General features: G+C 69.0%; 12 protein-coding genes. 6 read left to right on the forward strand and 6 right to left on the reverse strand.

All coding sequences use genetic code 11. From position 1 onward, the window contains the following. The first annotated feature begins 182 nt into the window (after nucleotides 1-182). The 3 genes from ACTWQN_RS34545 to ACTWQN_RS34555 all read left to right on the forward strand — a co-directional run bounded on the left by ACTWQN_RS34545 (nucleotide 183) and on the right by ACTWQN_RS34555 (nucleotide 6288). Nucleotides 183-5150 carry an NAD-glutamate dehydrogenase gene (locus ACTWQN_RS34545; RefSeq protein WP_443207863.1) on the forward strand — a complete coding sequence of 1656 codons (4968 nt, stop codon included), beginning with the start codon at nucleotides 183-185 and terminating at the stop codon, nucleotides 5148-5150. A gap of 72 nt (nucleotides 5151-5222) precedes the next feature. Then, nucleotides 5223-5654 (forward strand): acyl-CoA thioesterase, encoded by a 432-nt coding sequence (locus ACTWQN_RS34550; RefSeq protein WP_443207864.1) that lies wholly within the window; start codon nucleotides 5223-5225, stop codon nucleotides 5652-5654. After that, complete coding sequence (locus ACTWQN_RS34555; RefSeq protein ID WP_443207865.1) at nucleotides 5647-6288, forward strand: DUF8010 domain-containing protein; 642 nt, start codon at nucleotides 5647-5649, stop codon at nucleotides 6286-6288. The genes ACTWQN_RS34550 and ACTWQN_RS34555 overlap by 8 nt, the downstream gene beginning before the upstream one ends. A gap of 125 nt (nucleotides 6289-6413) precedes the next feature. On the opposite strand, the gene ACTWQN_RS34560 is transcribed toward ACTWQN_RS34555, so the two are convergent. After that, entirely contained in the window at nucleotides 6414-6755 is a 342-nt protein-coding gene (locus ACTWQN_RS34560; RefSeq protein WP_443207866.1) for an ArsR/SmtB family transcription factor, read from the reverse strand. Nucleotides 6756-6839: 84 nt separating this feature from the next. Here ACTWQN_RS34560 and ACTWQN_RS34565 point away from each other — a divergent pair, with 84 nt between their 5' ends. The 3 genes from ACTWQN_RS34565 to ACTWQN_RS34575 all read left to right on the forward strand — a co-directional run bounded on the left by ACTWQN_RS34565 (nucleotide 6840) and on the right by ACTWQN_RS34575 (nucleotide 9379). After that, the gene (locus ACTWQN_RS34565; protein WP_443207867.1) at nucleotides 6840-7700 is read left to right on the forward strand and encodes an SDR family NAD(P)-dependent oxidoreductase; all 861 of its coding nucleotides are present in this window, start codon (nucleotides 6840-6842) and stop codon (nucleotides 7698-7700) included. 104 nt (nucleotides 7701-7804) lie between these two features. Continuing rightward, on the forward strand, nucleotides 7805-8149 hold the full coding sequence (locus ACTWQN_RS34570) for a hypothetical protein (protein ID WP_443207868.1): 345 nt from the start codon (nucleotides 7805-7807) through the stop codon (nucleotides 8147-8149). A gap of 570 nt (nucleotides 8150-8719) precedes the next feature. After that, on the forward strand, nucleotides 8720-9379 hold the full coding sequence (locus ACTWQN_RS34575) for a hypothetical protein (RefSeq protein ID WP_443207869.1): 660 nt from the start codon (nucleotides 8720-8722) through the stop codon (nucleotides 9377-9379). Nucleotides 9380-9717: 338 nt separating this feature from the next. Here ACTWQN_RS34575 and ACTWQN_RS34580 read toward each other — a convergent pair whose 3' ends face one another. The 5 genes from ACTWQN_RS34580 to ACTWQN_RS34600 all read right to left on the reverse strand — a co-directional run bounded on the left by ACTWQN_RS34580 (nucleotide 9718) and on the right by ACTWQN_RS34600 (nucleotide 14089). Next, nucleotides 9718-9984, reverse strand: a complete 267-nt coding sequence (locus ACTWQN_RS34580) for a hypothetical protein (protein ID WP_443207870.1) — start codon at nucleotides 9982-9984, stop codon at nucleotides 9718-9720. A 121-nt stretch (nucleotides 9985-10105) separates the two neighbouring features. Next, nucleotides 10106-11398 carry a heparan-alpha-glucosaminide N-acetyltransferase domain-containing protein gene (locus tag ACTWQN_RS34585; protein WP_443207871.1) on the reverse strand — a complete coding sequence of 431 codons (1293 nt, stop codon included), beginning with the start codon at nucleotides 11396-11398 and terminating at the stop codon, nucleotides 10106-10108. Between the two features lie 93 nt (nucleotides 11399-11491). Then, nucleotides 11492-12553 carry an alpha-amylase family glycosyl hydrolase gene (locus ACTWQN_RS34590; RefSeq protein ID WP_443207886.1) on the reverse strand — a complete coding sequence of 354 codons (1062 nt, stop codon included), beginning with the start codon at nucleotides 12551-12553 and terminating at the stop codon, nucleotides 11492-11494. 45 nt (nucleotides 12554-12598) lie between these two features. After that, nucleotides 12599-12982, reverse strand: coding sequence for a globin (locus tag ACTWQN_RS34595; protein WP_443207872.1), 384 nt, complete (start codon nucleotides 12980-12982; stop codon nucleotides 12599-12601). A 117-nt stretch (nucleotides 12983-13099) separates the two neighbouring features. After that, a complete protein-coding gene (locus tag ACTWQN_RS34600) occupies nucleotides 13100-14089 on the reverse strand; it encodes a mechanosensitive ion channel family protein (protein WP_443207873.1) in 990 nt (329 codons plus the stop codon). Nucleotides 14090-14213 lie beyond the last annotated feature (124 nt).

Here is a 14213-nt window from a genome sequence, read left to right on the forward strand (position 1 = left end):
ACCCGCGCTGCTGGGCAGGACAGGTTCGCGCATTGGTTCTGAAACGTCAAAGAAATCGATCATTGTGCGGCTTTTCACGTGTTCGATCGCGTTACCGCCCTCCGCCGACCGCCGGAACTGGCAGTCTTAAGGTGGAACCTGTTGGTACAAAGATGTGCCGCCAAGCGTGGAGCTGCCTGAAGATGACCTCGAATCCCGGACAGTTGAAGACCGGATCACGACCGCGGACCAATGGAGAAGACGCGGCCGGGGAACGGTCCGAGAACCCCGAACTGGCGAAGCGTCGACTGCTCGACGCAGCGGTGGAGTTCGCCCCGGAACTCGCCGAACTGCTGCGCGCCTACTACCGGCACGTGCCCGCCGAGGAGCTCGTCGACGACGAGCCCGTTGACCTGGTCGGGGCGCTGCGGTCGCACCACCAGCTGGCCGCGACCCGGGTTGTCGGGCGCCCGCTGGTGCACATCTTCAACCCGAACCGGGCCGACGACGGCTGGCAGAGCCCGGCCACGGTCGTGCAAATCGTCACTGACGACATGCCCTACCTGGTGGATTCGGTGATCGCCGAACTGGGCCGCGACGGCGCCGAGGTGCAGCGCATCATCCACCCCATCATCGCGGTGCGCCGCGACGTTGCCGGCGAGTTGCAGGAGGTGCTGCCGGGTGCGGATCCGGCCGATCCGCCGGTCGACGCGATGTCGGAAAGCTGGATGTTCGTAGAGGTGGACCAGGTCGTCGACGAGGAGCGGTTGACCGTCCTCAAGCAGGGCCTGATCGACGTGCTCAACGACGTGCGCGAGGTGGTCGAGGACACCGAGCGGATGCACAACACCGTCCGCGCGCTGGCCGACGAGCTGGACCGCTCTCCGCTGCCGCTGCCCGGTGAAGACGTCCATGACGCGGCGGAGCTGCTGCGCTGGCTGACCGACGGTCACTTCACCTTCCTCGGCTACCGGCACCACGAACTGGTCGAGGACGGCGACGAACCCGCGCTGCAGTCGGTGCTGGCTTCCGGGCTGGGCGTGCTGCGCAGCGACAGCGTCGCGGCCCGCAGCCTGACCGCCGCGCCGGATGGCCGCAGCGCGCTGTCCAAGGACCTGCTGGTGCTGACCCAGGCCAGCGCGCCGTCCACAGTGCACCGTCCGGTGCACCCGTTCTACGTGGGCGTCAAGACATTCGACGCGGTCGGACAGGCCAACGGAGAACACCGCCTGCTGGGGTTGTTCACCACCACCGCGTTGCACGAGAACGTGCTCGACATCCCGTTCATCGAGCGCCGGGTGCGCGAGGTCATCCACCGCGCCGGATTCCCGCTGGAGTCCTACTCCGGTCAGCGAATGCTGGAGGAGATCCAGAACTACCCGCGCACCGAGCTGTTCTCCACCGACCCGGACACGCTGCAGGACACCATCACCGGCGTGCTGGCGCTGGCCGAACGGCGCAAGCTCAAGCCGTTCCTGCGCCGCGACCCCTACGGCCGCTTCTACTCCTGCCTGGTGTACCTGCCGAGGGACCGCTACACGACCAGTTCGCGGCTGGCGATGCAGGAGGTGCTGCTGGAGGAACTCGGCGGCACCAGCGTGGAATACAGCACGCGGGTCGGCGAATCCATCCTGGCCCGGGTGCACTTCGTGGTGCACACCGATCCGGCGCACCAGGTGGAGCCGGATCTGCCGCGCATCCAGCGGCGGCTCAGCGACGCCATCCACACCTGGGACGACCAGATGATCGAGGAGGTCGACGCCGAGCAGTCCGAGGGCGGCGTCGACGGGCACGCGGCCCGCAGCCTCTCGGAGGCGATCAGCCAGATCGGCCAGCGCTGCGCGGCGAGCTTCCCGGAGTCCTACAAGGAGGACTTCAGCGCCCGCGAGGGGCTGGTGGACCTCCGGCAGCTGGAGTCGCTGACGGGCTCCCGGGACCTGAAGATGTCGTTCTACACCCCGCGCGACGCCAGCGCGGGTCAGCGCCGCTTCAAGATCTACGTCTGCGGCCGGGTCACCCTGTCGCGGGTGCTGCCGGTGCTGCAGAGCATGGGTGTCGAGGTCGTCGACGAGCGGCCCTACCAGGTCGTGATCGACGACACCGACCAGCAGTACTGGCTCTACGACTTCGGGCTGCGGCTGGAGGCGGGCCTGCTCGACGGCGCCGAGGCCGACCGGCTGGACACGCTGCGGGAGCGCTTCGAGGATGCCTTCCGGGCCGCCTGGCTCGGCGATGCCGAAGTAGACCGGTTCAACGCGCTGGTGCTGCGCGCCGGACTGACCTGGCGGCAGGCCGCGGTGCTGCGCGCCTACGCCAAGTACCTGCGGCAGGTCGGCGTCGCCTACAGCCAGGACTACATCGAGGACGCCATACTGGCGCACCGCACCACCACGACGGCGCTGGTCAAGCTGTTCGAAACCCGCTTCGACCCGGCGTTGGACGCGGACGACCGCGTCTCCCGCGAAACGGATCTCAGCGACGAGGTCACCAAGCTGATCGACGAGGTCACCAGCCTGGACGCGGACCGCATCCTGCGCAGCTACCTCAGCCTCATCAGGGCCACGCTGCGCACCAACTTCTTCGTCATCGACCCCGACCGGGAACGCAGCTACCTGGCGTTCAAGCTGGAGCCCAGGGAGATCCCGGGGCTGCCGGAGCCGCGCCCGCAGTTCGAGATCTTCGTGTACTCGCCGTGGGTGGAGGGCGTGCACCTGCGGTTCGGTTCGGTGGCCCGCGGCGGTCTGCGCTGGTCGGACCGGCGGGAGGACTTCCGCACCGAGATCCTGGGCCTGGCCAAGGCGCAGGCCGTGAAGAACGCGGTGATCGTGCCGGTCGGCGCGAAGGGCGGCTTCGTGGTGAAGCGGCCACCGGCGCCCACCGGTGACCCGGCGGTGGACCGCAAGGCCGCCCTCGACGAGGGCGTCACCTGCTACCGGATGTTCATGTCCGGGCTGCTGGACCTGACCGACAACCTCGTCGGCGGTTCGGTGGCCCCGCCGCGCGGCGTGGTGCGCCACGACGGCGACGACACCTACCTGGTGGTGGCCGCGGACAAGGGCACCGCGACGTTCTCCGACATCGCCAACGACGTGGCCAAGTCCTACGGATTCTGGCTCGGTGACGCGTTCGCCTCCGGTGGTTCGGTGGGCTACGACCACAAGGCGATGGGCATCACCGCGAAGGGCGCGTGGGAGAGCGTCAAGCGGCACTTCCGCGAACTGGACGTGGACACCCAGACCCAGGACTTCACCGTGGTCGGTGTCGGCGACATGGCCGGGGACGTCTTCGGCAACGGCATGCTGCTGTCCGAGCACATCAAGCTGGTGGCCGCGTTCAACCACATGCACGTGTTCATCGACCCCGACCCGGATCCGGCGATGTCCTTCGCCGAGCGCCGCAGGCTGTTCGACCTGCCCCGCTCGACGTGGGACGACTACGATCGCACCAAGATCAGCGCCGGTGGTGGCGTGTGGTCCCGGTCGCTGAAGTCCATCCCGCTGAACCCGCAGATCCGGCAGGCGCTGGGCATCGAAGAATCGGTGCGGCAGCTCGCCCCGGCGGAGCTGGTCAAGAAGATCCTGCTGGCACCGGTCGATCTGCTGTGGAACGGCGGCATCGGCACCTACGTCAAGGCCACCAGCGAGACGCACGCCGACGTCGGCGACAAGGCCAACGACTCGGTCCGGGTCAACGGCGCGGAACTGCGCGTCAAGGTCGTTGGCGAGGGCGGCAACCTGGGCCTGACCTCGTTGGGGCGCATCGAGTTCGCCCGCGCGGGAGGCAAGGTCAACACCGACGCGCTGGACAACTCCGCCGGGGTGGACTGCTCCGACCACGAGGTCAACATCAAGATCCTGCTCGACCACCTGGTCGCCGACGGTCGGTTGACCGGTGAGCAGCGCAACGAACTGCTCGCGGACATGACCGATGAGGTCGGCGCGCTGGTGCTGGCCGACAACCACCGGCAGAACGCGGTGCTCGGCATCTCGCGGGCGCACGCGGCCCCGATGATGTCGGTGCACGCCCGCCAGGTCGCCGCGCTGGAGAAGACCGCTGGCCTGGACCGCGAGTTGGAGGCGCTGCCGACGCCGAAGGAGTTCCGCGATCGGGAGAAGGCTGGTGAAGGGCTCAGCTCGCCGGAGCTGGCGACCCTGATGGCGCACGTCAAGCTGTCGCTGAAGCGCGATGTGCTCAGCAGCGGCCTGCCGGACACCGAGGCCTTCAGCAGTCGGCTCCCGGAGTACTTCCCGAAGCCGCTGCGGGAACGCTACGGCGACGCGGTAGCCGCGCACCCGCTGCGTCGGGAGATCATCACCACCCTGCTGGTCAACGAGATGGTCGACGGTGCGGGCGTCTCCTACGCCTATCGGCTTTCCGAGGAGATCAGCGCCTCGACGACCGACGCGGTGCGCGCGTTCGCGGTGGTCACCAACGTCTACGACCTGTCCGACCTGTGGCGGCAGATCGACGCGCTGGGCGGCGCGGTGCCGAGTTCGGTGGCTGATGAGCTGGTGCTGGAAAGCCGCCGACTGCTGGACCGGGCCGCGCGCTGGATGCTGACCAACCGGCCGCAGCCGCTGGCGATCGGCGCCGAGATCAGCCGCTTCCGCCCGGTGGTCGCCGAGCTGTCCGGTTCGGTCCGCGGGCTGCTGCGCGGCCGGGCGGCTGAGGGGGCTACCGAGCAGATCGACCGCTGGGTGGCGGCCGGGGTTCCGGAGGAACTGGCGGCGCGGGTCGGTGTGCTGCTGGATTCCTTCGCGCTGCTGGACATCCGGGAGGTCGCCGAGCTCGCGGAACGCGACGCCGGGGTGTCCGCCGAGCGCAGCCCGCGGGAGAGCGCGGAGCTGTACTACACGCTCGCCGAGCACCTCGACGTGGAGCGGATGCTGCTGGCGGTCAACGAGCTGGAGCGCGGAAACCGGTGGCACTCGCTGGCCCGGTTGGCGTTGCGGGATGATTTCTACGCGTCGCTGCGCGCGATCACCATCGACGTCCTGCGGACCAGCGACCCGGAGGACGCCCCGGAGGAGAAGATCGCGCATTGGGAGTCGACCAACGAGTCGCGGCTGGCCCGGGCCAACTCGTCGCTGGAGCAGATCAAGAACTCCGGCCGACTGGACCTGGCCACGCTGTCGGTGGCGGCCCGCCAGCTGCGCAGCATGGTCCGGTGACGGCATGATCGGGTGAATGGCGGGTCGCTCGCGGACCGCGAGCCACCCGAACGGCAGAAAGGAAGCTCGCCAGTGGGCGCGTTCGTAGCCGAGGTGGCCCTGCGCTGGTCCGACATGGACGCGTTCGGCCACGTCAACCACGCCAGGACGATCACGTTGCTGGAGGAGGCGCGCGCTGAGCTGCTGTTCACCGAGGCGGAACGGCAGGGCCTGCTCGGCATGGCCGAGGGCATGGTGGTGGCCCGCGTCGTGATCGACTACCACAGCCCGCTGCTGTACGCGGCGGGGTCGGTGCAGGTCCACATGTCGGTCCGCGAGCTGAAGGCGGCGTCGTTCATCATCGACTACACCGCCTACGCGCAGGAAGCGGTGGCCACCGCGGAAACCCTGATGGTGCCCTACGACCTGCGGGCCGGGCGGCCGCGGCGGTTGAACGCCGACGAGCGCGACTTCCTCGCGGAGTGGCAGCTCGAAGAGGCGAAGTCGGGGCTCGGTCGTGCCTGAGCTGCGAATGCCCGATCCGGTCGAGCGCGAGGACCTCGGCGCGTTCGTCGCCCGCGCGGTGCGGCTGGACGGTCAGGCGCTGGTGCGGCTGCGCAACCGGCCGGGCTCGGGACGGATCGACGCGTGGTCGGCGACGCCGTTCGACGCGCTGTGCACCCGGTCGGTCGAAGGCGAAGTGGAACCGGCGGATGTCGCGGTGTCCGGCAACGAGCTGCTGGCGACGCTGACCGTGGCGGGTGCGGAAGTGATGGATCCCGGCCCGCCGAGGGACCTGATGTGGCGGTCCGAGCTGCCGCCGGTCAGCGGCTGGCGGCGGGTCGACGACCTACCGGCGAGGCTCGTCGGCGAGGTCGCGGAGCGCGGCATCGGCGTGGCCAAGGACAACGTGGGTCCAAAGGGGACACCTCCGGCGTCCTTGTTGGACCAGGAGGTCTTCACGGTCAGCGGTTCCGGGTTCCAGGTCAAGGTTCCGCTGCGCTGCCTGTTCGTGCTGTCGGGCATGGGATTCCTGGTCACCGAACCGGCGGAGTCCGAAATCGTCCGGGTGAGCGCAACGGACGCTTGGCTGCGCCTGGACTCCCGCTACGGAGCGGTGGTCCGCCGCCGCCACGCCCTGCTACCCCTGCTGGTCTGAAGGTCGTTCGGGTGAGAGGTGAGGGGCACCCGTGACCAAGTAAGTGGGTAACGGGTGCCCCTCACCCCGTTCCTCATCACCTTGTAGCGCGGCTAGGTGCGGTTCGTTCCAGTGCTTTTCCGCACTCATGACGAGTGCGTGCGTTCCGCCAGTACCAGTGCCAGCAGTCCGGGGAATCGCGCGTCGAACTCGGCTCGTCGGAGCCGGTTGAACCGGCGCGGCCCGCGGTCCACCTGTTCCAGCAGGCCCGAAGCGCGCAGCACGGCGAAGTGGTGGCTGGCGGTGGCCTTGGACACCGGCAGGTCGAATGTGCCGCAGGCGCGGGTGAAGTCGGGTTCGTCCGCGAGTTCGCGCAGGATCGAGCGGCGCACCGGATCGGCGAGCGCGTCGAGCGCTTGCTGCAGCGTCACTTCGGCCGGGTCGGCGTGGACCAGGTTCCGGGCACGACGCCCGATTGGCTCGGCCATGCCACCCTCCAACTCGGATTGTTCGACAGCGATCGTACACTGGGCGCTGTTCGATTTTCATCTAACACCATTTGGAGGCCAGCCGTGACGACAGGCAGCGGCGGCCCGACTCCGGTAGCCGTGGTCACCGGTGCCAGTCGGGGAGCGGGCAAGGGCATCGCCATCGCGCTCGGTGAATCCGGTGCGACGGTCTACGTGACCGGACGCAGCCAGCAGCCGACCGACTCGCCGCACGGCGGGACGATCGCGGAGACGGCGGCGCTCATCGACGAAGCTGGCGGCAAGGGCATTCCCGTCGCGGTCGACCACGGCGACGACGAAGCGGTAGCCGAGCTGTTCGACCAGGTGCGACGTGATCACGGTCGGCTCGACGTCCTGGTCAACAACGCCGCCAAGGTGAGCCCGGTGCTGCCCGGCGGGTTCTGGGAGAAGCCCCTCGAAGCAGCCGACCTGATCAACGTCGGTCTGCGCTCGCACTACGTCGCCAGCTTCCACGCCGCGCCACTGCTGATCGCGAATGGTCGCGGGTTGATCGTCAACACCGGGCACTACGGCGCGGTTGCCTACTTCCACAGCCCCGCCTACGGGGCGCAGAAGGCAGGAGCGGACAAGCTGGCGGCCGACATGGCGAAGGAGCTGCGGCCGCACAACGTCGCTGCCGTCTCCATCTGGATGGGCGGGCTCGACACCGAGCGCGCGCGTGCGTACATCGATTCCCTGCCACCCGAATCCAGGCCGACGGCCCGGCGGGAATCTCCGCAGTTCACCGGACGGGTGATCGCGGCCCTCTACGCGGCGGACGATCTCATGCACTATTCGGGCCGAGCCGTGATCGGCGCCGAGCTGGGTGCGCGACTCGGTGTCACCGACATCGACGGCAGCGCCCCGCTCTCCCTGCGATACGAACTGGGCGGCCCACCAGAACCGCACCCCACCCTCTGGTGACGCTGGAAGTCCCTGCTACCGGCCAAGGATCCCGCAGCCGCAAGAGAGGATCCACAGTGGATTAGTCGGAGCTCTGTCGTCGCATCCGTTGAGCTTCGTGATTGGTGATTCCGGATCCTCGATACCCGCCCCTGAACTCGTTCCGCGCGCCGCTGCGGGCGGGAGAATTGCCGATTTCGCGTGAAATCGCCGTATCCCGTGGGGAAGGGACGGCGATTTCGCGCGAAATCGCCCGGATGCCGTACCGCAGCCTGAAGACCTGCTACCACCCACGACTCGTGTTGCCGGTTGGTGCGTTGTCGGTGGTCGTGTCGCCGGTCGTTTGGTCGGTTGGCGTGCTGGGTGCGTTTCGCGCCGTCGTCCCGGTGGGGTCGGTCTGCGTCGAAGTCCGTTGCTGGGGCGTCGGTGTCGTTCTTGGCCTGCTCGTGTACGGGGTCGGCTGCTGCTGATAGGTCGGCGTGGCGTTCTGCGGTGACCTCGTGACCTGCGATTGTCCGCTGATCTGCGGCTGCGTGGTGCTCTGCCGGGGCGCGGTGATTTCTGGTTGCCCGGTGCTCTCCGGTGATTCGGTGGCCTCGCGGGATGTGTTGGTCTGTGGCTGTCTGGTGTTCTGCGGGGGCGCGGTGCTTTGCGGGGGCCTGGTGTTTTGCCGTGGTTCGGTGGTCTGTCGGGGGGTGTTGGTCTGAGGTTGCCTGGTGTTCTGCGGGGGGTTGGTGTTCTGTTCTGGTTCGGTGACCTGGCGGGGCGTGTTGATTTGTGGCTGTCCGGTGTCCTGTGGCTGTCTGGTGTTCTGCGGGGGCGCGGTGTTCTGTGGGGGCCTGGTGTTTTGCCGTGGTTCGGTGGTCTGTCGGGGGGTGTTGGTCTGCGGTTGTCTGGTGTTCTGCGGGGGGTTGGTGTTCTGTTCTGGTTCGGTGACCTGGCGGGGCGTATTGATCTGTGGCTGCCTGCTGCTCTGTGGTGGGCCGGTGCTCCGCGGGGGTCCAGTGCTCCGCGGGGGTCCGGTGCTCTGTGGTGGGCCGGTGGCCTGGCGGGGTGTGTTGGTCTGCGGGGATCGGGCGGTCGGCTCTGCTGCGGTGCTCTGCGGGGGTGCGGTGATTTGTGGTGGCCTGGCGGTCTGCCTGGATGTGGTCGCCTGCGGCGGTGTGCTGGCCTGTGATGGCGTCGTCTGCGGCGGCGTGCTGGTACGCGGCGGTGTGGTGGGCACCGCGGTGGGGTCGTCCGAGGTTTCCGATGGTGCGGTAGTCGTGGGTGTTGGCACGGGGGACTGGGGTTCGGCGGGACTCGGCGTCGAACCGGTGGCGCCGTCCAGGCGCTGCGCGGGGCCACCGGTCGTCGGCGGTGTGGCCAGCGAAGGTGAGTTGAGCAGCACCGCGCCCGGTCCGGCGGTGTTCGGCGAACTCGGCGTGACCGGCGCAGATGTCGTGACCGGCGCACCCGACGTGCTTGGCGGGGCGGTTGCCGGTAGCGGCTGCGCGACCGGTGGTGCCGAGGAGATCGGGGCCGGTGCGACGATCGGCTCACGCGGGGTTGCCGCTTCGGGCGAGTACGTGCGGTGCCGAGGCGTTCGGGTCTCCGGCGACGGGGGAGCGGTGTTCTCCGCGAACGGCGGGATCCGGTTGAAGATGTCAGGCGGGATCAGACCGAGGAACGGATCGGCGAACGGCGCGGTCAGGGTGTAGCTGCCCGCCGCCACCGCGGCACCGAGTGCCGCCGTCGCGAGCGAGATGCGGAACTGCCTGCGCAGCGGCACTTTCCGGATCACCCGAGCCGGAACCGGCGAAGCGAATGGTTCGCTCGCCAGCCACCGCCGCACCGCCGCGCCGTCTCGCGATTTCGAAGCCCAAACCCGGCCGAGCCAACTCGTCACATTGCACAGGTGGTCTTGCAGCGCGGCCACCGGTAGGGGGCTCACCGACAGCGGCCCATCGCGCCGGATCGGGATGAGCTGCTGGGTGTTGCGGATGAGGCTGTCGAGCCGTTCCTGGAGGACCACCGGGTCGGTTGGGGCGGACATGGCTCAGCCCTCGGCTTCGCTGAACCGGAGGCTGGACAGCGCGACGCCGTCGTAGCGCCACCACCGCTCGGTCGACAGGTCCAGGATCCAGGCGTCGTGCTCGCGGACGATCAGCCCGACGTTCAGGGCGCGGTGGCGAAAGGTCGCATCGTCGATGCTGCCCGCCTCCAGCTGGTCGAGCAGGGCCCGGTAGTCCGCCATGGCCTTGCCGAGGGCCGGTGGGATTTCGACCGCGTCCGACGCGTCGTCGGGCCGATGCCGGAAATTCATGGGAACCACCTCCGGATGCGCGACGGCCATTCGTCAACGCGACGCCAGCATCGCGCGGCTGTTAAGAGGCGAAAGTCCCATCCCGTCGGAACGTGATCTGGAATCCGGGCGTTTTACCAGTTCAGCGGCGATCGGACAGCTGGCCGGTGAGCCAGCGCACCGACTCGCTGACCGCCGCCTCCAGGGGGCCTCGGCGGAAGAACTGCCGCCAGAGCTGGGCGAACAGGATCGAGAAGATCAGGAACAGCTCGGGCATGTAGGTGTTCACGAACGCCACCAAACCCTCCGGGTGGTGGCCGTCGCGCGGGAACGCCGGCATGTTCGGGATGTCGGTGGGCAGCGCCGGACCCATGCTGGCCAGTTTGGCCAGGAAATCCGGCACGCCGCTCAGCGGCCAGCCGCCGACGATGATCTGCCACGACAGCACCAGCGCGTGGCTCGCGTAAAGCGTCAGTGCCATCGAGCCCGCCGCGGCCAGCGGTTTCAGCAACCGACCGGTCCGATCGGCGAGCTCCAGGCACACCGCCAGGATCACCAGCGCGATGCCGCCGGAGTCGAGCAGTTCGAACGTGGTGCCGCTGTGCGCGGTGGTGGCCAGCAGCCACGCCGGGTGCTCGATCGGCACGGTGCCCTCGGTGGGGCCAGGCGGCAGTCCGCCGACGGATTCCACCAGCCAGCTCGACACCCGGTAGCCCGCCATCGACAGCACCAGTCCTGTCCCGGCGAGCCAGCACCGCACCCTCGTCGAGCGCAGCTCCAGCCGCCCGACGGCCATCCCGGCCAGCACCAGCGGCAGGTACGACGCGGCCGGGTAGAACCCGAGCAGCAGCAGGTCGAAGATCCCGGCGTCGGCGATCAGGTGCCCCGGATCGACCGCGTTGACGGCGGAGACGAACGTGCCCAGCGGGGTGCCCCAGGCGATCCAGGTCCGCAGCAGGAACGACAGCTGCGGCCCCAGCGCGGCTGCGAGCACCGCGGCGATGAGCAGCCCGCGCGTCCGCAGCCGCAGGAACGGCACCGCCAGCAGGAAGTACAGCCCGTAGAACGGGATGATCACGGTCAGCAGGAAGCCCGTCGCGTCGGTGGCCTTCGCCAGCGCGATGCCGATCACCAGCAACAGCCCCGCGCGCACCGCGATCCGGATGCGGGCCTGGCGCAGCGCGGCGCCGGTCGGTGGCGCGCCGCGCCCCGACAGCATCGCCAGCGACACCCCGGCCAGCAGGATGAACAGCGCTGTGGACCGCCCGCTGGCGAACTGCGCCACCCAGACCTCGGGCGTGCCATCCACGAACGGCACTCCGAAGTGGATGCAGAACATGCCGAACACCGCGAAGAACCGGGCGATGTCGATGCCGACCAGTCGACGGGTGCGGTCCGTCCGAGGCGAGCTCAGCTCGGGCGCGCGGGCACTCATAGCATCCAGTGGGAGTCGGCGGTGGTGTTTTCCCGAAATTTACCGATAGCCGCCCGAGCGCCCGAACCGAAGGTCATCTTGGCGAGGTCGGGCTCACACCAGCCATGCGGCGGAGCCCGGCTGCAGCTCCCCGGACTCCAGCGGCCGGGAGGTGAGCAGCACCTCGCCCGGCGGCACCGGCACCGGCGCCGCCGAGGTGTTCAACGCGCAGACCAGGTTGCTGCCCGTGCGCCGGAACGCGAAGCACTCCGCTGGCGCACCGAACCACTCGACGTCGTCGCCGGTGAACGCCGGGTGCGTGCTCCGCGTCTCCAGCGCGTGCCGGTACAGCGACAGGGTCGACTTCTCGTCCTCCAACTGCGCCTCGACGGTGAAAGCGGCCCAGTCCGCCGGAATCGACGTCCAATCCGCTTCGGCGGTGGAGAACCCGAACGGCGGCCGGTCGCCCTCCCACGGCATCCGCACCCGCTGGGCGCCGGGCAACCCCAGCTCCTCGCCGTGCCGGAGGCACACCGCGCCGGGCAGCGCCAACTGCACCAGTGCCATCGCACGGACCGGGGTCAGCGCGGCGTCGTCCCGGCTGAGTTCGGTGTCGCGGCTGGCCATCGCCCACGCCGGGCGGGAGGTGGGGGCGGCGAGGACGTCGGTGATCGCCTTGCGGACCGATTCGGCCTGGAAACCGGCGATCGCCAGGTCGAGGTTGAACGACAGGTGCCAGTCACCCGCACCGATGCCGATCACCACGCGATCCGGATAGCCCGCAAGCGCGGCACCGATCGCGTTGGCCGGATCGCTGCGCGGCGCCAGGAGGAAGCCGTCCACCCCGTGTTCCAGCCAGGGCACGAGCACCGCTCTGGGGTCGCTGCGCGCCGGATCCACATCCAGCGCGAGCATCAACCGAATCCCGGCCTCGTGCGCCTCGGCCAGCAGCCCGCGAAACGGCTCCGCCACCGGGTCCACCCCGGCGACGCCGGCCAGCACGATCGCGTCGACCCCGAGCAGTTCCAGGTAGCCGAGCCGAGTGCGCAGCCCGTCGAGATCACCGATTCCGTCGCCGTTGCCGTCGGCGAAGGAACCGACGTCGACCTGGTAGCACACCGCGTCCCACCACCACGGCCGTCGGCCGTGGCCTGTTTGCGCGTCCACCCGCCGCATCATCAGGTCCTTCGCTTGGGGTTCGGGGTTGCCAGCGGCAACCGCTCAGAACCAGGAGTTGACCATGCTGTCGGCCGCCATCTCCAGGTACTGCCACAGCTGAGCGCGGTGTTGCGGATCGAGGTCGACCTCGTCGACCGCGACCCGCATGCAGCGCAGCCACGCGTCCCGCTCGGCCGGACCGATCTTGAACGGTGCGTGCCGCATCCGCAGCCGCGGGTGGCCGCGCCGGTCGGAGTAGGTGTGCGGGCCGCCCCAGTACTGGATCAGGAACAGCCGCAGCCGCTCCTCGGCAGGGCCCAGGTCCTCCTCCGGGTAAAGCGGCCGCAGCAGTTCGTCCTTGGCCACCTCCTCGTAGAACCGCGCCACGATGCGATGGAAGGTCGCCTCGCCGCCGACCTGGTGGTAGAAGGTCTCCACGGAAGTCACGACTCCATCCTCTCAGGGGCAGGCGACCTGGTGGCCGTGATGTTGGACGAATGCCACACAACCGCAGTCAGATCTGCACCGGTTGTTCGATGGTGGGGCTGTTCGATGGTGGGGCTGCTAGGTGGTGGGGCTGGCAGGTGGCAGCGGGCTGCTCGCCAGCGGGCGGCCGTACGGGTACGGCGGCTCGATGGCCTCGTCGTCGTAGGCGCGTTTGATCTCGGCGCGCAGTCGCCGCTGCACCGCCCACTGCCGACCGGGCCGGACCTTGGTGGTCACCCGCAGCGTGATGGTGTCCGAGGTGATCTGGTCCACGCCCAGCATCTCCGGCGGGTCGAGCACGTCCTTGGACAGCGGTTCCCTGGCCGCCGCGTCGGTGGCGACCTGGGTGGCGACCTCGATGGCCTTCTGCACGTTGCTGTTGTGCGAGATCGGGAAGTCCACCACCGCGACCGCGAAGCCCTGGCTGGAGTTGCCCACCCGCAGGATCTCGCCGTTGCGGACGTACCAGACGGTGCCGTTGATGTCGCGCAGCGTGGTGACCCGCAGGCCCACGGCCTCGACGGTTCCGCTCGCCTCGCCGAGGTCGACCACGTCACCGACCCCGTACTGGTCCTCGACCAGCATGAACATGCCGGACAGGAAGTCCCGGACCAGGTTCTGCGCACCGAAGGCGACGGCCACGCCCAGCACCCCGGCCGATGCCAGCACCGGCGCGACCTGGATGTTGAGCACCTGCAGGATGTAGATCACGGCCAGGCCGAAGAGCACGAACGAGGCCAGCGACTTCAGCACCGAGCCGATCGTGCGCGCCCGCTGGATGCGGCGCTCGGACAGCAGTTCCGCGGTCAGCGCGTCCGTTCGGCGTTCCCGCAGCGGCTGCAACAGCTTCGGGGGTTTTCCGTTGCCCCGCGTCAGGCGGTTGATCGTGCGGTGCACCAGCCAGCGCAGGAGGAACGCGACGAGCACGATCAGCACGATGTTCAGCGGCTTGGCGATGAGCAGTTCGGCATAGGAGGCGAGCCAGTTGTTGCCGGTCCACTCGTAGATCGTGTTGCACCAGCCCGCTTCGCGGGCACAGCTCGGTTGGGTCAGCAGCGGCAGATTCATGGGTCGGGGGTTCTCCATGCTGTCGTTCATGGCCCGTGATGGGTTCGGTCAGCATCACGGGTCGGACAACCGGCCAACTGAGCATCGTGCACACCCCGCCGTGCACGAGACTTCGAACAGCCGA

Origin of the sequence: Saccharopolyspora antiqui, from assembly GCF_052246905.1 — a bacterium.
Lineage (GTDB): Bacteria > Actinomycetota > Actinomycetes > Mycobacteriales > Pseudonocardiaceae > Saccharopolyspora.

Excerpts from the sequence above, each read along its gene's own strand:
- ACTWQN_RS34545 (WP_443207863.1), top strand. The coding sequence starts at position 183 with ATGACCTCGAATCCCGGACAGTTGAAGACCGGATCACGACCGCGGACC.
- ACTWQN_RS34560 (WP_443207866.1), bottom strand. The coding sequence starts at position 6,755 with ATGGCCGAGCCAATCGGGCGTCGTGCCCGGAACCTGGTCCACGCCGAC.
- ACTWQN_RS34580 (WP_443207870.1), bottom strand. The coding sequence starts at position 9,984 with ATGAATTTCCGGCATCGGCCCGACGACGCGTCGGACGCGGTCGAAATC.
- ACTWQN_RS34585 (WP_443207871.1), bottom strand. The coding sequence starts at position 11,398 with ATGAGTGCCCGCGCGCCCGAGCTGAGCTCGCCTCGGACGGACCGCACC.
- ACTWQN_RS34590 (WP_443207886.1), bottom strand. The coding sequence starts at position 12,553 with ATGCGGCGGGTGGACGCGCAAACAGGCCACGGCCGACGGCCGTGGTGG.
- ACTWQN_RS34600 (WP_443207873.1), bottom strand. The coding sequence starts at position 14,089 with ATGAATCTGCCGCTGCTGACCCAACCGAGCTGTGCCCGCGAAGCGGGC.